This is a genomic window from Micromonospora zamorensis (genome assembly GCF_900090275.1).
Taxonomy (GTDB): domain Bacteria; phylum Actinomycetota; class Actinomycetes; order Mycobacteriales; family Micromonosporaceae; genus Micromonospora; species Micromonospora zamorensis.
In genome coordinates this window covers 3,302,279-3,319,609 of record NZ_LT607755.1, presented here as the reverse complement: position 1 = coordinate 3,319,609, position 17,331 = coordinate 3,302,279, and the positions used below count along the sequence as shown (strand labels likewise).

Annotated in this window: 16 protein-coding genes; 8 read left to right on the top strand and 8 right to left on the bottom strand. The window is 72.0% G+C overall.

From position 1 onward, the window contains the following. Window positions 1–11: 11 nt before the first annotated feature. Entirely contained in the window at window positions 12–1,070 is a 1,059-nt protein-coding gene (locus tag GA0070619_RS14570) for a LacI family DNA-binding transcriptional regulator (RefSeq protein ID WP_231927422.1), read from the bottom strand. Between the two features lie 109 nt (window positions 1,071–1,179). Here GA0070619_RS14570 and GA0070619_RS14565 point away from each other — a divergent pair, with 109 nt between their 5' ends. From GA0070619_RS14565 to GA0070619_RS14550, 4 genes are all read left to right on the top strand, one after another. Further along, window positions 1,180–2,127 (top strand): LamG-like jellyroll fold domain-containing protein, encoded by a 948-nt coding sequence (locus GA0070619_RS14565; protein ID WP_197699648.1) that lies wholly within the window; start codon window positions 1,180–1,182, stop codon window positions 2,125–2,127. A 37-nt stretch (window positions 2,128–2,164) separates the two neighbouring features. Continuing rightward, a complete protein-coding gene (locus GA0070619_RS14560) occupies window positions 2,165–4,267 on the top strand; it encodes a PQQ-dependent sugar dehydrogenase (RefSeq protein WP_231927421.1) in 2,103 nt (700 codons plus the stop codon). A 101-nt stretch (window positions 4,268–4,368) separates the two neighbouring features. Next, the gene (locus tag GA0070619_RS14555; protein ID WP_088948566.1) at window positions 4,369–4,839 is read left to right on the top strand and encodes a molybdenum cofactor biosysynthesis protein; all 471 of its coding nucleotides are present in this window, start codon (window positions 4,369–4,371) and stop codon (window positions 4,837–4,839) included. Between the two features lie 199 nt (window positions 4,840–5,038). Continuing rightward, window positions 5,039–5,563 (top strand): SUKH-4 family immunity protein, encoded by a 525-nt coding sequence (locus GA0070619_RS14550; protein ID WP_088948565.1) that lies wholly within the window; start codon window positions 5,039–5,041, stop codon window positions 5,561–5,563. A 6-nt stretch (window positions 5,564–5,569) separates the two neighbouring features. Here GA0070619_RS14550 and GA0070619_RS14545 read toward each other — a convergent pair whose 3' ends face one another. The 3 genes from GA0070619_RS14545 to GA0070619_RS14535 form a co-directional block, all read right to left on the bottom strand. Continuing rightward, complete coding sequence (locus tag GA0070619_RS14545) at window positions 5,570–5,947, bottom strand: nuclear transport factor 2 family protein (protein WP_088948564.1); 378 nt, start codon at window positions 5,945–5,947, stop codon at window positions 5,570–5,572. A gap of 104 nt (window positions 5,948–6,051) precedes the next feature. Continuing rightward, window positions 6,052–6,471, bottom strand: a complete 420-nt coding sequence (locus tag GA0070619_RS14540; RefSeq protein ID WP_088948563.1) for an ATP-binding protein — start codon at window positions 6,469–6,471, stop codon at window positions 6,052–6,054. A gap of 256 nt (window positions 6,472–6,727) precedes the next feature. Continuing rightward, on the bottom strand, window positions 6,728–7,060 hold the full coding sequence (locus GA0070619_RS14535) for a nuclear transport factor 2 family protein (RefSeq protein ID WP_141909737.1): 333 nt from the start codon (window positions 7,058–7,060) through the stop codon (window positions 6,728–6,730). A gap of 179 nt (window positions 7,061–7,239) precedes the next feature. On the opposite strand from GA0070619_RS14535, the gene GA0070619_RS14530 reads away from it, so the two are divergent. Further along, entirely contained in the window at window positions 7,240–7,626 is a 387-nt protein-coding gene (locus GA0070619_RS14530; RefSeq protein WP_088948561.1) for a DUF2267 domain-containing protein, read from the top strand. 117 nt (window positions 7,627–7,743) lie between these two features. Here the strand turns inward: GA0070619_RS14530 and GA0070619_RS14525 are convergent, their stop codons facing one another. Both GA0070619_RS14525 and GA0070619_RS14520 read right to left on the bottom strand, forming a co-directional pair. Further along, on the bottom strand, window positions 7,744–10,149 hold the full coding sequence (locus tag GA0070619_RS14525; protein ID WP_088948560.1) for a ricin-type beta-trefoil lectin domain protein: 2,406 nt from the start codon (window positions 10,147–10,149) through the stop codon (window positions 7,744–7,746). A 245-nt stretch (window positions 10,150–10,394) separates the two neighbouring features. Continuing rightward, on the bottom strand, window positions 10,395–11,237 hold the full coding sequence (locus tag GA0070619_RS14520; protein WP_231927420.1) for a copper resistance CopC family protein: 843 nt from the start codon (window positions 11,235–11,237) through the stop codon (window positions 10,395–10,397). Window positions 11,238–11,360: 123 nt separating this feature from the next. On the opposite strand from GA0070619_RS14520, the gene GA0070619_RS33825 reads away from it, so the two are divergent. The 3 genes from GA0070619_RS33825 to GA0070619_RS14505 are packed head-to-tail and all read left to right on the top strand — an operon-like array spanning window position 11,361 to window position 13,981. Continuing rightward, window positions 11,361–11,831 (top strand): cupredoxin domain-containing protein, encoded by a 471-nt coding sequence (locus tag GA0070619_RS33825; protein ID WP_088948558.1) that lies wholly within the window; start codon window positions 11,361–11,363, stop codon window positions 11,829–11,831. 5 nt (window positions 11,832–11,836) lie between these two features. Then, window positions 11,837–13,177: a hypothetical protein gene (locus tag GA0070619_RS14510; RefSeq protein ID WP_088948557.1), complete on the top strand. Its 1,341-nt coding sequence runs from the start codon at window positions 11,837–11,839 to the stop codon at window positions 13,175–13,177. 36 nt (window positions 13,178–13,213) lie between these two features. Then, complete coding sequence (locus GA0070619_RS14505) at window positions 13,214–13,981, top strand: nucleotidyltransferase (protein WP_088948556.1); 768 nt, start codon at window positions 13,214–13,216, stop codon at window positions 13,979–13,981. Between the two features lie 27 nt (window positions 13,982–14,008). On the opposite strand, the gene GA0070619_RS14500 is transcribed toward GA0070619_RS14505, so the two are convergent. Both GA0070619_RS14500 and GA0070619_RS14495 read right to left on the bottom strand, forming a co-directional pair. Beyond that, entirely contained in the window at window positions 14,009–15,403 is a 1,395-nt protein-coding gene (locus tag GA0070619_RS14500; protein WP_088951801.1) for an FAD-dependent oxidoreductase, read from the bottom strand. Window positions 15,404–15,586: 183 nt separating this feature from the next. Further along, window positions 15,587–17,170 carry a DivIVA domain-containing protein gene (locus GA0070619_RS14495; protein ID WP_088948555.1) on the bottom strand — a complete coding sequence of 528 codons (1,584 nt, stop codon included), beginning with the start codon at window positions 17,168–17,170 and terminating at the stop codon, window positions 15,587–15,589. Between the last annotated feature and the right edge of the window lie 161 nt (window positions 17,171–17,331).

Below are 17,331 nucleotides of genomic sequence, written 5' to 3'. Positions count from 1 at the left end.
GTGGTCGCCGGTCAGGTCGTCGGCGCGGGCCCGGTCGAGTCGCGGACGACCAGCAGGTGCCCGGTGGGACGGCGGCGGGGGCGGGTCGAGCGGGGCTTGAGGGCGAGGGTGAGCGCCGTGCGGCCCATCTCGGTCATCGGCAGGCGGATGGTGGTGAGGCTGGGCGCGAGGTCGGCCGCCACCGAGACGTCGTCGAAGCCGACGACGGACATCCGCGCGGGCACCGGCACCCGGCGGGAGCGCAACGTCGACAGCACACCCATGGCCATCGCGTCGTTGAGCGCGATGATCGCCGTCGTTGCCGGGTGCTCGTTGAGGATCTGCTCGGCGGCGGCCCGCCCGCCACCGCGGGTGAAGTCGCTGTGCACGACGACGAGGTCGGCCGGGGACCGCCCGCGCTGCCGCAGGGCCGACGACACGCCGGCCAGTCGGTCCGCGACAGTGGTGAGCCCGGCGCTGCCCGCGGCGACCGCGATCCGTTGATGGCCGAGGTCCATCAGGTGTTGGGCGAGCGCGTGACCGCCGGCCTCGTTGTCCGGCAGGACGGCGTCGATGCCGAGCGCGTGCCGTCCGATGGCGGCGGCCCGTCCGCCGTGGTCCTGGAAGGCGGCCAGCTCGGCGCGGGCGGCGGCCTCCATGCGGGGGTCGTCGTAGCCGGAACCGCTGATCAGGACGATGCCGACCCGCTGGGCGATCAGGTGCCGCAGCTGTTGCAGCTCGTAGCCGGGGTCGCGGCCGGACTGGCAGATCTGCACCAGCAGCCCCTGCTCGGCGGCGAGCTGGATGACGCCGGCGGCGATCTCGGCGAAGTACGGGTCGTCGACCTGGTGGACGATCAGCCCCACGGTTGAGCTGGCCCCGCCGGCGAGGGTGCGGGCGTACGGGTTGGCGACGTAGCCCAGCTCACGGGCGATCTGCCGGATCCGGTCGGCCACCTCGGTGCTGACCCCCTCACGGCCGGCGAGGGCGCGGGAGGCGGTCGCCAGCGAGACGGCGGCGTGTTCGGCGACGTCCACGAGGCGCGGCCGCTGGTTGGCCCTGGGCATCCGCAACCCTCCGGAAACATCCATGTCACCCGATCTATTGCGAGCGCCATTCATCGGAGCCTAGGGTACGTAAGCGCTTACGTAAGCGCTTACGTGACCGGCATCAGTCATGCCGCGAAACGAGGTGACAGCCATGTCCAGGGCCCGCCGAGCGGCCGTTTCCCTCCTGGCGATCGGCGCACTGACCGGCGTCGCCGCGCCGCCCGCGCAGGCGGATCGGAGCATCTCGCACGACGTCCACCCGGCCCTGCGCGCACACCTGGTCGCCGCGTACGACTTCGACCACCCGGTGCCCGGCGATCCGGCGCTGGAACGCGACCAGGGCCGCTCCGGCACCGAGATCGAGCTGATCAACGGCGGTGCCGCCATGCGGGTGCCGGACCGTGCCTACCGGGGCAGCCGCAACGCGGTGCAGACCCGGCAGGTCGACCCGGCGGTTGCCGGCAACGACGACTGGAAGGCCGGCACCTGGTCGGCCAGCGGGGTGCGGACGCTGCGCGCCTTCAGCGCCACCGCGGGCACCACCGTGATGGGCTGGTTCAAGCTCGACATGGACAGCCCGCTGCCCAACTCCACCACCACCGACCCCGCCGACCGCTACAACGCGATCGGACTGGCCGGGGTGCTGACCGGCGACTCCGACGGCCACGGCGTGCGGGCCCTGCTGGAGCTGATCGACGTCGACGGGGAGCTGCGCCTGGTCGCGCTCGGGCGGCGACTCGACGGCGGCAACTCGCAGACCTTCGCCGCCAACCAGGACTGGCGCGAGCTGTTGCCCGTGGGGGAGTGGGTGCACCTCGCCGCCACCTTCGACTTCGACACCGGTGCCCTCGCCCTCTACCGCAACGGCGAGCCGGTGGACGGCTTCTACACCCGCACCGACGACCCGTGGCTGGTGTCCGGGCCGGGCCCACACCTGACCACCGCCTCCGACCCGCGCGGCATCAAGATCGGCGGGAGCTTCCCCCAGGACACCCTGGAGCGCAACCCGTGCGACTGCCGCATGGACGGCCTGATGTTCCTCGACAGCGTGGTCTCCGCGAGCGACGTGCGGAGGCAGTACCACCACCTGGCCCGCTGACCACCCTCGGCACCGTCCCACCGAGAAGGAGACACGCGTGCTCGTCCTCCACCGCCGCACCCGAGGTGCCCGCCGACCCGCACTGACGGCCGGCCTCACCGCCCTCGTGCTGGTCCTGTCCACAGTGCTCGCGTCGCCCGCCCGGGCCGCCGACGGCGTCGACGACCCGATCCCCGAGATGCCGGTCCAGTCCCGGATCGGGCTGGTCCTCAGTGAGTACGCCAGCTTCCCGCAGTCGTACCCCACGCCCGCCCCGACCGATGCGCGGCTCATGCGGACCGCGCGGATCAACACGGTGATGGAGTTGCCCGACGGCTCCGGCCGGCGGGCGGTGCCCGACCTCAACGGCAACCTCTACCTGGTCGAGGGCGGCGTGCCGCACGTCTACCTGGACGTGGCGGCGACGTTCGCGCCGCAGTTCTTCTCCGGTCGTGGGCTGGGCCAGGGCTTCGGCTACGTCGCCTTCCACCCGGAGTTCGGCGTCAACGGCCGGTTCTACACCATCCACACCGAGCTGGCGTCCACGACGACCGCCACACCCGACCACGCCCAGCCCAGCACGCTCTTCCACGGGGTCATCACCGAGTGGACGGCGACCGATCCGACCGCCGCCACCTTCGCCGGTACGCACCGCGAGGTGCTGCGCATCGGCTTCGGCGGCCAGGTGCACGGCATCCAGGAAATCAACTTCAACCCCACGGCCAAGCGTCACGACCGCGACTACGGCCTGCTGTACCTCGCGGTCGGCGACGGCGGCCAAGGCGCCCGCAACACCGACCCGCAGAACCTGGCGCTGCCGCACGGCAAGCTGTTGCGGATCGACCCCCGGGGCACCAACTCCGCCAACGGGCGCTACGGCATCCCACAGGGGAACCCGTTCGTCGGCCAGACCGGCGCGCTCGGCGAGATCTACGCCGTGGGTTTCCGTGACCCGCACCGGTTCAGCTGGGACCGGGCGACCGGCCGGATGTACCTCGGACACATCGGTGAGCACGCCGTCGAGGCGATCTACGAGGTCCGCGCCGGCGACAACTTCGGCTGGAGTGAGCGCGAGGGCTCCTTCGTCTTCGACAAGGCCGCCACCAGCCCCTGCGACCGGCTGCTCCCACTGCCCGCCGACGACGACCGGTACGGCTACACGTACCCCGTCGCCGCGTACGACCATGACCCCGCACCGGGCTGGAACTGCACCGACGACGTCGGTGTCGCGGTGGCCGGCGGGTTCGTCTACCGGGGGCGCACGCTGCCCGCGCTGCGCGGCAAGTACGTCTTCGGTGACCTGGTCGACGGCCGGGTGCTCTACACCGAGGCGAACGAGATGCGCCGCGGCCACGGCCTGGCACCGATCCACCAACTCGCGCTCTTCGACGCGGCGGGCGGTCCGGTCCGGATGCGGGACCTCTCCGGACCCGGAGCGCCCGGCGACCCCAACCGGGTGGACCTGCGCTTCGGCACCGACGCCGCCGGTGAGCTCTACCTCGTCGCGAAGGCCAACGGGAAGATCTGGAAGGTGACCGGCACGAGGGAGTTCGCCAGCGGCGACGTCGGCGACACCACAGTGCGCCGCACCGCCGGGGCGTCGAACTGGGCGCCGGTGACCCCGGCGAAGTGGCAGTTCACCCGCGACCAGGTCATCCTCGCCGAGGCCGGGGAGAGCCGGCCGGGCCCGCGCCGGCCGTTCGAGTACGCCGTGCTGACCGCCGGCCCGGCGTGGTCGTCGGTGCAGGTCGACGCCCGGGTACGCCTCGACACGCCGGTGGACGTCAGCAACCGCGACGTGATCATCGTCTTCGGCTGGCGCTCGGACACCGAGTTCTACTACGCCCACCTCTCCACCGACAACACCATCTACCCGCACAACGGCATCTTCAAGGTCGACAACGCCGACCGGGAGCGCATCGACCACCAGTGGAACGGCCGCTCCCGGGGCGCCAACCCGGCGATCACCGATGCCGACTGGCACCGCGTCCGGGTGGTGCACCTGCCATCCACGGGTGAGATCGCCGTCTACGTCGACGGAAACCGGGACCCGCTGATGACCGCGAAGGACACCACGTTCGGCTCGGGGCGGGTGGGCTTCGGCTCGTTCGACAACGTCGGCCGGGTACGGAACCTGACCGTGACCGGCACGCCGGCCTGAGCCGTGTCGCGGTGGGGACGGCGGCGAACGTGCCGCCGTCCCCACCGGGTCATCCGTCGACCTGCCCCGGACGACCCGGTCCGCTTCGTAGACTTCCAGCCATGCCGGAGATCGTCGAGTTGCTGGCCTCGCCCGTGCACCGCTTCCTGGGCCGGCCCGCCGACGGCCCGGCGCCGGCTCCGCCCGGTGAGCTGGTCGACGTGGTCCGGATCCGGGCCGGCCTCGGCATCGTCGGCGACCGGTACTTCGGCCAGCAGGCACACCGCGACGCCAGCGTCACGGTCATCGCCCAGGAGTCGCTGCCGGTCGGCATCGGCCTGGCGGAGGTCCGGCGCAACATCCTCACCACCGGGATCGCCGTGGACGAGCTGATCGGCAGGGTGCTGGTGCTGGACTCCGGCAACGGCCCGGTCAGCCTGCGGGTCAACCGGGCGGCCCGGCCGTGCGCCTGGATGGACGTCACGGTCGGCCCGGGAGCATGGAAGGCGCTGCGCACCACCGGTGGCATCCGCTGTACGCCCCTCAACGACGGCACCCTGCGCGTCGGCCCGATCGACGCGGTCGTCAGCTGAGCAAAGGGCTCGACGCCAGCGGCCCGGACGCCCTCACCACCAGATCTTGGACAGGTGGTGTCGGCCCGGTTGGCGGATTCGGCGAGGTGACGCCCCGGCGAGCTGCCGCGTGGTAGAACCAATCCGCACATCGGCTCGCAGGCCTCCGGGCAGCCGGGAGCTTTGCCGGACAGGACCTCATCCGAACAGAGGTGGTGCAGTGAACCCCGAGCTGCGGCAGCTCATCGAGGAGCTGCGAGCCGACCTGGCCGACCAGCCGGCGAGCCTGGCGTACGCCGAGTTCGGCGAGGGCGCCGCCATCGATGTCGTGCCGGCGAGCCTCCCGGCCGACCTGCGCGATCTCCTGCTGGTGGCCGACGGCCTGCGGGCGGGTCGACTTGAGTTGGCGTCCACGTCGACCCTCGCCGGAATCCAGTACCACCTCGACTACGTGCCGGACTTCTCCACCATCCCCGAGGACCGGGCGGGCTGGCTGGTGGTGGGCACCCGCAGCGACGAGCCGATCTTCATGGACCGTGGCACGGGAGCGATCTGGTACTTCCCACCCAACGGCACCGAGTGGTTCATGTCCGACGCGTTCGAGGAGCTGGCCCCCGACCTCGGATCCTTCGTGGACTACTACCTGCTCGGCCCGGGCTACGCCGACCTGACTCCGGCGGACGACAGGTGGTTCGCGTTCCTCGACGAGCAGGGCCTGCTCGACGAGGACGAGGACGAGGACTGAGCTGAGTCAGACCGGGCTGATGTGCGCGGCGAGGACCCGCCAGCCGTGCGGGTCGTCGTGGACCCAGGTCCGGGTGTAACGCAGGCGAGCGGCGAAGGGTGCCCCCTCGAACACACCGGACACCCGGCCCAGGAAGAACGTCACCCCGGTCTTCCCCACGACGAGCAGGTCCAGCTCCTCCTCGACCAGCTCCTGCACCACCGAACGGCGGTCCCGGTGCGCGGCCAGGTCGTCCTGCTTGGTGTGCGGACGGCCGTCCGGGCCGATGGCGATCAGCTGGTCGACCAGCAGCTGATCGAGAGCATCGACGTCGCCGGCCCTCTGGGCGGCCTGCAGGGTGCGCTCGGCATCGAGCAGCTCTGCCTCGCGTGCGCTGTCCGGCATCGTGCCGTCCTCCCGGTCGGGTCCGACCCGGGGTCACCGTCGGCCCGGGCTGTCCGCATTGTGGCAGGCAACGCGACCCGAGCGGGCGTGGATCGCCGCCCGGCTCACAGGCTCAGGCGAATCCGTACGACGGTCTCCCCGGGTCCGGTGAGCACGGCGACCTCGTCGCAGACCTGCTCCACGATCGCCAGCCCCCGGCCGCGGATCGAGTCGGCGGACGGCATTCCCTGGCCGAACTCCCGCGCCGGTCCCCGATCGACGACGTCGCAGAACAACTGGCCGGACTCGGCCCAGAGCAGGACCCGGCCGCCGCCGGTGGTGTGCTGCAGGGTGTTGGTGGCCAGCTCGCTGACCGCCAGCGTCAGCAGCTCCACCCGATGCGGCGGCAGGCCCCGGGCCAGCGCCCCGGCGCTGACGAACGCGCGCAGCGCTCGCACGTCGGTCGCCACCTGGTACGCCATGGTGTCCGTGACATGGGCGGGGACGCTCTGCTCGACCACGGTGTCTCGCCGCTCGGCCGGCATCAGCCCTCCGGCCGAGGGTCGCCGGTCAGCGTCACCACGATCCGCCCGGGTGCCGTGGACGTGTTCGCCTCGACGTGCGCCATCGGACACCAGCAACCCTTTTCCGTAGCCACAGCCGTTGTCGCAACATCATGTCATCCGCCGACCCATGGGCCGTCTCGTCCGTTCGGCGGTTGATCACGGCGCGCGCCGGACCGGCCAGGCATCCGGCACCGGGCGGTCAGGGGGCCGCGTCGGCGCCGAGCAGCGACCGCTGCTACGGGCGGATGTCCAGGGCGCCGATCAGGTTGTCGCGCAGCGTGAACCGGTACCGCAGCTCGACCGGGCTGCCGGGGAAGTCGCCGGAGACCCGGGTGAGAGCCAGGTACGAGTCGCCGGCCTGTGGTGTGACACGTACCGGCTCGGCCGTGTAGGAGTGGGCATCCATCGTCTTCTGCCGCCACGCGCGGATGGAGGCCCGTCCGTCGTACAGCCGGTCTTCGTCGGCGACGCTCGCGGTGTCCGCGAAGCAGGCGACGAAGGCGTCCAGGTCCCGGTCGTTGACGGCCCGGAAGTACCGGTCGATCACGTCGGGTAGGTCGACGGCCATCTGCTCCTCCTGCGGCACGGGCCGCCGTCGGGCAGCCGTCGGGTTCCCGGTCCGACCTCACCGTACGAGACTCCGACGGCGCCGCGCGGAGCAACCATCAGACCCGTCCGGCTCCGCCCGCCGGGTTTGCCGTGGACAGGCCCGGGTAGCCACGCATCTCCGAGACGAAGGGCGGGGGAATGGCCGAGCTGGGGTTCGTCGACAAGGTCGCGGCACGGGCGGGCGTCCCGCCGGAGCAGGCGCGCCCACTGACCGAGGCCGTTCTGCGGACCCTCACCGAGCGGCTCAGCGGCGGTGAGGCGGGCGCGTTGGCCCCCCACCTGGCTGACGAGTTGAGCCCGTTGCTGGTCAAGGCCGCCGAGCCGCCGGAGGCGTTCGGCTACGACGAGTTCCTCCGCCGGGTCGCCGACCGCGCCGGAATCGACCGGCCAGCCGCCGAGCGGGGCATTCGGGCGGTTCTTCAGACGATGCACCGGGTGGTCGGGCACCGGGAGTTCGAGGACGCCCTGGCCCAGCTTCCCTCGGATCTCCGCGCGCTGGCGCAGCCGCTGCCGCACGGTCCCTGACCGACGGCAGGCCTCACCGTCGCGCTGGCGCCGTACGGCCGGCGCGCCGGTGACCCTGCGCCACACGGTTCGGGGCGCGGCCCGACCGGGAGGTCGGACCACGCCCCTCGCCCGACGTCAGCCGGTTACCCCGGCACTGACCACCCACTTCTGGTGGGCGCCGCCCGCGTACGTGCCGAGCTGGATCTGGGTGCGGTCGGCGCTGCTACCGCCGGCGGCCTCCAGGACCTTGCCGGACTGCGGGTTGCGGATCGACCCGTCGGACTGCGGCTGCCAGACCTGAGCGGCGGTGCCGTTGCAGGTCCAGAGTTGCACCTTCGTGCCGTTGGCGGTGCCGCCGTTGTCCACGTCCAGGCACTTGCCCAGCACCCGGTACGTGTCACCGACCTTCGTCCACGACTGCGCGGTGGTGCCGTTGCAGGTCCAGAGCTGGATCTTCGTGCCGTCGGCGGTGCCCGCGTTGTCGACGTCCAGACACTTGCCACCGACGCCGGTGATGGTCCCACCGGTCGGCGGCGGGGGACTGCCGGGGATCGAGTTGAGCGTGTACCACGCCTCGGTGCTCCACAGTGACTGCCCGCTGGTGGAGGTGAACGGGCGCGGTGACCGCAGGTGCACCACCCTGCCGGCCTTGCGTCCGGGCACCGTGAGGCTGACCTTCTTGCCGTCCGCCGAGAGGGTGGCCGAGGTGACGGTCAGCGTCTCCTCGTCGATCTTCGGACCGCCGTAGTTCGAGGTCGCCACGTACCTCCACTGCTTGAGCTTGTACCGCGCGGCCAGGTCGGTGGCGGTCGCCGTCGACACGGGCTGGGTGTACTCGACCTCGAAGCCGGTCGTGGTGGCGCGCATGGCGAGCATCTCGAACGTGGTGGCGGTGTTCGGGGTGAGCTTCTGCAGGCCGTACGACAGCTTCCCGGTCTGGCCCCAGTTGCCGCCCGCGCCGAGCCCGCCGACGTAGATCGCGCCGTCCGGGCCGACGTTCACCTCGGAGACGCCCGCCTCCAGGCCCTGGGTGAGCCGGAAGAGGGCGCCCTGGTATTCGCCGTTGACCTTCTCCACATTCGCCCGTTGCAGGCCGCCGTACGTCACGTCGCCGATGACGAACTGGCCGGCGTAGCGGCCGGTGGTCAGGTACAGCGGGGTGCTGGGCGAGTTGGCGATCTCGTTCTGTGGCATCCAGAGCACCGGCGGGGTGACCGGGTTGGTGTCGAACGGGCCAGCCGGGTTCGTGTAGTGGTTGAAGAACCGCCCCTGCTTGACGTGCACCAGCTTCGACGAGGGCAGCCAGCCGCCCTGGTTGTCGGTGACGAAGATGCCGCCCTCCGGGCCCCAGCCGATGCCGTGCGGGGTACGCAGGCCGCCGGCGACGTAGCTGACCGCGCCGGTGTCCTTGTTGATTTTGAGGGTGCTGCCCCGGTTGGCGGCGGGCTGCGGGTTGGTGGTGGCGCCGCCGGAGTTGATCGACACCGACAGGTTCAGGTAGAAGAACCCGTCCTGGTAGAGCAGGCCGAACGCGAACTCGTGGAAGTTGCCCCCGTACGGCCAGGTGGCGACGGTCTCCAGGCGCTCGGCCACCTCGTCTCCGCCGGTGTTGACCAGCCGGGTCAGCCGCTGCTTCTCCGAGACGTAGACCACCCCGTCGACGATCTTCAGTCCCATCGGCTCCTTCAGCCCGCCGGCGATCTTCTTGGTGGTCACGGCGCCCGGAGTGGTCGCGCCGCCGGTGTTGCCGAGGATCCAGACCTCACCGTCCTGGGACGTGCCGGACTGGTCGCTGCCGCCCCAGGTGGAGACGACCAGCCGCCCGTCGGCCAACCAGTCCATCCCGGTGACCTTCGGCTGGAAGCCGCTGGGCCGCAGGTTGGTCAGCGTGTAGCCCGGGTGCACCCCGGTCAGCGGCAGGCCGTCGCCGGGAGTGTCGGCGATGCCCTCGCACTCCTTGCGGCCCGGTGCGGTCACCCGGACGACGCCGGCGTCGGTGCTCAGCGCCGAGTTCGGTACGACCACGAAGGACGACGAGCCGGGCGGCTTCCACTCCAGGGTGATCTGCTGCCCGCCGTCACGCTCGAAGTGGTCGATGCGCAGCGGGTGCAGCCCGGCGGTGAGGGTGACGGTGCCCTCCTTGGGTGGGGTCGCTCCGTGTAACCCGTCGTGGTCGATCACCACGGTGTTGTCGATCGCCAGTTTGGACCCGTCGTCGCTGCTGAGCCGGAACGTGTAGCTGCCGGCCTGGGTGGTGGTGATGTTGCCGAGCACCTGCGAGACGAAGTTGTCCTCGAAGCCGAAGTCGGCCGCCGAGGTCCAGTTGATTGTGGACATCAGCTTGTCCACGTTCGGGGTCTGCGCGGGCTTGAGTGTGCAGAGCGTGGAGAGCGGCACCTGCACGTCGAAGACGCGCAGCGTGACACCCGGTTCCTGCGCGGGGGCGGCGGTGGCCGGAGCGGCCCAGAGGCCGGTGGTGAGGACGAGTGCCAGCGCACCCAGTGCGGGTTTGTGGAGTCGGCGTAGCAGGCGTGTGCCCATCGTTCCTCCAGGAGGCGGTGGAGTGTCCGACGGCCGGCGCATAGCAGCGGTGAGGATGGCCGTCGGCCCGGGTCCGTAACGTCCTCGACGCCGACGAGTGACGTTGCGGAAACACCGGGTGGATGGATCGAGACATTAAGGCGTTTCGATTGGAGTGTCCATGGCTTCGCCTCGATACATCAAAAGTTCCTCGTGTCCGTGCGAAAGTTCGCGGTGGTACGCGCAGGTATGCGGGTTTTGGCGGCCTATCGCCGTCCGCCTCGGGCCCGGCCACCAGCCCGGTTGCCGGGCTTGTGAGGCGTGTTCGCCGCCTTCCCCGCGTTGGCCGTCTTGCCCGCCCTGCTAACCGGTCGGCGGGTCGCGGCGGCGCCTCCCCGTGCGGCGGGCCGACGGCGGGCCGCCACCAGCACGATCGCGGAGACCACGACGACGATCAGTGCCGGGACCAGCCAGGGCGGGAACCCGCCGTCCCGCCGCTCTTCCGTGGCGCCAGCCGGATCGCTCGCCGGGGCGCCGGTGGCGTCCGCAGGGCCGCCGGTCGCCCCCGGGCTCGCCGACCCCTCGCCCTCGGCCTGGGCAAGCAGTGTCGCGTCCGGCCCCGCCGTGGGCACCACCCAACCGGCTGGCGCCGGCGTACTCGGCCCCTGGTAGTCGAAGGTGACGTTGCCCCGCACCGCCTCACCGTCCGAGGCGACAGAGAGATAGCTGGCGGTGTAGCGACCCTTCGCCGGCCAGTGGGCGACGGTCACCATGGCCGGGAAGCCGGTGTGGTAGAGCCGCGGCTCGAACACACCGTTGACCATGAAGTACTCCTGGACCGGCTTGTCCAGGCGCTTCGGCTCGCCGAACGACCAACCATTGTCCACTCGCGACCCGTCCGGCCCGGTGACGGTGAAGTGGGCGTTCGAGGCCGGTTTCTCGGTGAAGTACAACCCCAACTGTGTCAGCGGCTCGCGCACGACGGTGCCGGTCAGCGGGGTGCTGGTCGCCAACTGGCCGTGCGCGGACGCCGGTGCGACCGGCAGCACCAGCGACACCACCACCGTCGCGGCCAGGGCCGCCAGGGTGCGGCTCAGGATGTGACGCATAGTGACGAGCCTCGATCGCATTGGTTCATCATGGTCATATCCCCGCCGCCGAACAAGACGTACAGTTCTCATCCCCGACGATCAACCCGACACCCGTCCCCTCGCGTCGTTCGGAGCCCGCCCGTGTCCGTCCGTACCCCCGCCGGCCGCACTACCGCCGCCCTCGCCGCCGCCCTCACCGCCCTGCTCCTCGTCGGGTGCGGCCAGGACGACGATCCCTCCGTCGCCACCCCCTCGGCGGCACCGACGTCCGCCGCGCCGCCGAGCGCCACCACCGCGCCGACCCCGACGGCCAGCGCCACCCCGAGCGCCGCCGCCAGCACCCCGGCCGTGGACCGGGAGATCACCGTGACGATCGCGAAGCGGCGGGTCGATCCGCCCACCGGACGAATCACCGTGGGTAAGGGCGAGCTGGTTCGGATCACTGTCACCTCCGACGTGTCCGACGAACTGCACGTGCACGGCTACGACCTGGGCGCTCGACTGCCGGCCGGCACCCCCGGGTTGGTGGAGTTCCGGGCCGACAAGACCGGGCTGTTCGAGGTGGAGACGCACGAGACCGAGCTGGTGCTGTTCCAGCTCGTCGTCCGCTGAGCGACATGACCGCCGCTCCCACGCTGCTGGCACACGGCGTCGGTGGTCGCCAGGACCTGCCGATCACGCTGCCGCAGCTCGTCGTCGCCGCCGCGCTGACCCTCGTCGTCACGTTCCTCGCCCTGGGCCTGCTCTGGCGTGAGCCGCGACTCGACCGGGACGCGACCGGGGGCCGACCGGTGCCGGGATGGCTCGCCCGACTCGTCGACGCGCCCACCTTCCGGTGGGTGCTGCGGGTGCTCGGCCTGCTCGCAGCCGCCTGGTTCTGCCTGGGTCTGCTGGGCGGGCCGGACACGGCGGACAACCCGACGGCCGGCGCGCTCTACGTGCTGCTCTGGGTCGGGCTGGCGCCGCTGTCGCTGCTGCTCGGCCCAGTCTGGCGAACGGTCAACCCGCTGCGCACCGTTCACCTGCTGGCGGCGCTGGCCGTGCGGCGCGACCCGCGCCGAGGTCTCCGTCAGCTGCCGGCCGGCGTGGGATGGTGGCCGGCCGCCGCCACCCTGTTCGGTTTCGTCTGGCTGGAACTGGTCGCACCCGACCGCGCCACCCTGCCGGTCATCACCGCCTGGCTCGCCGCGTACGCGGTGGTCATGCTGGCCGGCGCTGCGGTGTTCGGCGCCGGCTGGTTCGACCACGCCGACCCGTTCGAGACGTACAGCGCCCTGATCGGTCAGCTCGCCCCGGTCGGCCGGGCCGCCGACGGCGTGCTGGTGTGGCGCAACCCGCTCGACGGGATCGCCGGGCTGCGGCCCCGCCCCGGCCTCGTCGCCGTGGTGATCGTGCTGCTCGGCTCCACCATGTACGACAGTCTCTCCAACGCGCCCGGCTGGCTGCGGTTCAGCCAGGAGAACGGCCTGCACCCGGCGGTCACCGGCAGCGCCGGGCTGACCCTTGTCGTCGCCGCCGTGGCGGTGGCGTACCTCGCCGCCACCGGAGCCGCCGCGCGCATCGGCCGCTCCGACCCGGCCGCCGTCCGGCGCGTGCCGGGCGAGATCGCCCACTCGATCGTGCCGATCGCGGTGGGCTACGTGGTGGCGCACTACTACTCGCTGCTGATCCTGGAAGGCCAGCGCACCGTCGCGCTGCTCTCCGACCCGTTGGTCACCGGCGCCAACTGGCTCGGCACCGCCGGCTGGGAGCCGCACACCGGGCTGGTCACGCCGTCCGGGGTGGCCACCCTCCAGATCACCGTGATCATCCTCGGGCACCTGCTCGGCACGCTGCTCGCCCACGACCGCGCCCTGTACCTGTTCCCCCGGGCCCGGGCGGTGGCCGGTCAGCTGCCGCTGCTGGCGCTCATGGTCGCGTACACCGTCGCCGGTCTGCTGCTGCTCTACGCGGGGTAGCCCCGCCTGGTTGCGACCCGTGCGTCATGATGGCCCGTGGACTCCGATCTTCAGCGCTACCTCGATGACCTGGTCGCCGCCGCCCGCGACGTCCTCGGGGCCGACCTGGTCGGCGCGTACGCGGCCGGCTCGGTGGGGCTCGGCGCGTACCAGGCCGGCCGCAGTGACGTGGACGTGGCGCTGGTCAGCGCCGGTCCGCTCACCGACACCGCCAAACGGGCGCTGGTGGCGCGGCTGCGGCACGAGGCGCTGCCCTGCCCGGCGCGAGGGCTGGAGCTGGTCGCCTACGACCGGGCAGTGGCCGCCTCGGGCACCCCGGAACCCGGTTTCGAGCTCGAAATCAACACCGGGGCCGGCATGCCCTTCCGGTGCACCCTCGACCCGGCCGACCGGCCCGCCGCCGACGGCCGCTTCTGGTACGGGCTGGACCGCAGCATCCTGCACCAGAGTGGGCTGCCGCTGCTCGGGCCGCCAGCGGGGGAGGTCTTCGCCGACCTCACCCCGGCCGACCTGCGTCGACTGCTCATCGAGGCGCTGTCCTGGTGGCTGGCCCTGCCGACACCACCGGGGGACCAACCCGCGCCCGGCACGGAGGACGCGGTGCTCGGCGCGTGCCGCTCGCTGGTGCGACACCGCGACGGCATCTGGCTCGCGAAGGTGGCGGCCGGCCACCGACTGGTCGACGCCGGTGACCGGGCCGAGGTGATCGGCCAGGCGATCGCCGCGCGGCACGGCGGGCCGCCGCCCACCGGGGCGCAGGCCCGAGCCTTCCAACAACGGGCACGCGACGAGATCGCCGCGTAGCCGGACCGGCCGCCAACGTGAAGACGGTCAGCGGACCGGGCTGGGCTGCAACGAGGCGAAGAGCAGGTTGAGACCCTCGGTCATGGTCGGGTGGGTGATGACCGCGTCGCGCAGGGCGGTCCACGGCATCCCGGCGATCATGGCCAACTGCACCGAGGTGATCACCTCACCGGCCTCGGCGCCGAGCAACGCCGCGCCGAGGATCCGGTCGGTGCTGGCGTCGATGACCGCCTTCCACATGCCCTTGGTCTGGCGCAGGGTGCGCGCCCGGGGGATGGCGGCGACCGGCAGGTGGGCGACCTGGACGTCGTACCCGGCGCGGCGTGCCTCGGTCTCGGTGAGCCCGACCCGGGCCAGCTCCGGGGTGGTGAAGACGGTGTACGGGATCAACCGGTCGGCGGTGCTGCGCTGTCCACCCCCGAGGTTCGCCCGGATGATCCGGTAGTCGTCCAGCGAGACGTGGGTGAACTGCGGGCTGCCGGCGACGTCTCCGGCCGCCCAGGTCCGCTCTGCGCTGGTGCGCAGGTGCTCGTCGACCTCCACGAACCCCCGTTCGCTGAGGCGTACGCCGGCGGCGTCCAGGCCGAGCCCGTCGGTGACCGGTGCCCGGCCGGCCGCCACCAGCACGTCGTCCCCGGTCACCAGGCTGCCGTCGTCCAGCGTCACCCGGACCGTGCCGTCGACGTCGCGGTCGACCCGGGCGACCGCGACGCCCACCCGTACGTCGATGCCGTCGTCGACGAAGACGCGCATCACCGCGTCACTCACGTCGGGGTCCTCGCGGGTGAGCAGTCGCGGGCCGCCCTCGATCAGCGTCACCGCGCTGCCGAACGAGGCGAACATCTGCGCGAACTCCACCCCGACGGTGCCGCCGCCGAGCACCACCAGCCGGCCCGGCAGCCGGTCCAGGTGCAGCAGGCTGTCGCTGGTCAGCACCCCGGCCTCGGCCATCCCGGGCACCGAGGGCAGATGCGGACGCGTACCCGTGTTGATCACCACGTCGTCGCCGCGCAACAGCCGCTCACCGCCGTCGGCGAGCGACACCCTTACGGTCCGGGGGCCGACGAACCGGGCCTCACCGATCACCAGGTGCAGACCGGAGTCGAGGAACTGCTGCCGGTTGGCGGCGACCATCCCCTCAACGACGTCCTGCTTGTGCGCGCGCAACAGGTCCACGTCGACCCGGCCGCCGTCCACCACCAGGCCGAGCGCGGACGCGTCACGCAGCAGGCGCGCCGCCCGTGCGCTGGTCACCAGCGCCTTCGTCGGGATGCACGCGACGTTGATGCAGCTGCCACCGATCATGCCGCGTTCGACCATGGCGACCCGCTGCCCGGACCGGGCGACGTCCATGCTCAACGTCTTCCCGGCCTTGCCGCCGCCCACGACGAGCAGGTCGAACTCCTCCGGTCGGTCGGTCACCGGGCGCTCCTCTCGGTCGCCGGGCGGGCCGGCGGCCACCGCTGGTGCGCGGCGGTCAGCCCAGCCTGCCAGCTGCACGGAAGACGCCGGCCCGGTTCGGCCCAGAATCCCCCGGGACGACCGCAGGCGAGACCGTCCCGGGCCGGGCGGGATCGCAGGGGCCCGGGACAACCGTCACCGTCATCAGTGCCGGGCGGCGCCGTTCTCGCTGACCGGCTGCCCGAAGGCCAGGAACGGCACGGGGGTCGGGGCGTCGGGCCGAGTGAAGATCCGCTCGGCCTCGTCCGTGGGCGCGTCCGCCGGCCGGTCGGTGGGCGTGTTCACCGACTCGTCGAGGTTGGTCGGCCGGTGCGAGCGCTCGGCGTCGGACTGCTCACTCCCGGACTGATCGGCGGCGGACTCGTCGTCACCAGGCCGGTCGCTTTCGTTGCGCACCTCAGCGACCCGATCGTCGGGGGAACGGTCGGCGCTGGGTCGATCGAAGCTGGAACGGGAACCCACCATCGGGTACTCGGCGGTCTCCGTACCCCCGGCGGCCGCGGCCATCACCGCGGCGGCGGCGAGGTCTGCCACCCGCTTCGCCTCCCGCTGCACCCGGGCGCGGACCTCCTTGGCGTGCCGCTCGGCGGAGTCCCCGGCGCGTCGGGCCTCCTCCAGCCGGGCGCTCTCGGCGGTGAGGTCCCGGCGGACCTCGCTGAGCCGCTGCTGCATCCTCGACAGCTCGTTCTCCAGCGTCTCGCCCTCCTCGCGGATCTCGGCGAGCTGCTGGCGGCCGGTGTCCAGCTCGGCGCGCAGCTCGGTGGCCTCCTGCTGACGCTCCTCGATTTCCTGCTGGAGGGCGGTGAGCTGCTGCTGGTGGCTGGCGGCCTGCTCGTCGGCGCGGTTGCGCAGCTCGGTCACGTGCTGCTGCGCTTCGGCCAGCAGTGCGGCGATCTGCTGCTCGGTCGCGCTGCTCTGCTCGGCGAGCTCCTGCTCAGCGGCGGCCTGCTGCTCGGCGATGTCCCGCTCGGCGGCGGTCCGACGCTCGTTGACCTCGCGCTCCACGTTGGCCTGCCACTGGGCCATCTCCTGCTGGTTCTTCGCGCGGGCCGACTGGAGTTCCTGCTGGATCTGGGTGCGCGCCGACTTCATCAACGCGTCGGCGGCAACCCGCGTCTGGTTGAGCTGCTGCGCGCTCTGTTCGGTGATCCGCTTCGCCTCGTGCTGGGCGCGCTCGTGGGCGGCCTCACCGTCGGCACGCAGCTGCTCCGCGTGCTCGCGGATCGCGGTCAGCTCGGCCTCGGCCAGGGTGCGCCGCTCCTCGTGCGCCTGCTCCTGCTCGGTACGCCGGGTCGCCAACTCCTCGGCCAGGTCCTGGCGTGCCTGCGCGGCCCGCTCACGGGTGTCGGCGAGGATGCGCTCCGACTCGCTACGCAGCTCGTTCGCCCGGTCGGTCGCCGACTCGATGATCATGGCAGCCTGCTTGTCGGCGAGCGTCATGATCTCGGCGACCATCGGCCCCAGATCGTGGATCGTCGCGCGGTCCACCTGCACCGGTTGCTCCTGAAGGTCGGCCAGTTCGGTACGCAGTCGCTGCACCTCGGCGGTCAGTTCACGGACCCGAACGGCGGAACGCCCATGCTCCCCGCTGAGCATCGCGATCTGACCGTCGAGCTGCTCCAGGTGTCGGTCCACCTGGCGTTTGTCGTAGCCGCGCAGGGTTTGCTCGAAGTGTGGCCGCGAGGCCGCATCGTCGCGTCCTGCGCGCGGCTCAGCGCCAATGGACATGCACCATCCTCCGTACGATCGGGGGGCGTGAGGGTCGGCGGTCGCCTGCCCCGCGGGCCGTCAGTGTGGCGCAACGCTACCGCCGAGCCGACCTCATGCGAAGTCCCGCCCCACCCCCTCTCACGTCTCAGAGCCCGCCGGCCCTCGGCCCACCCCCCGCC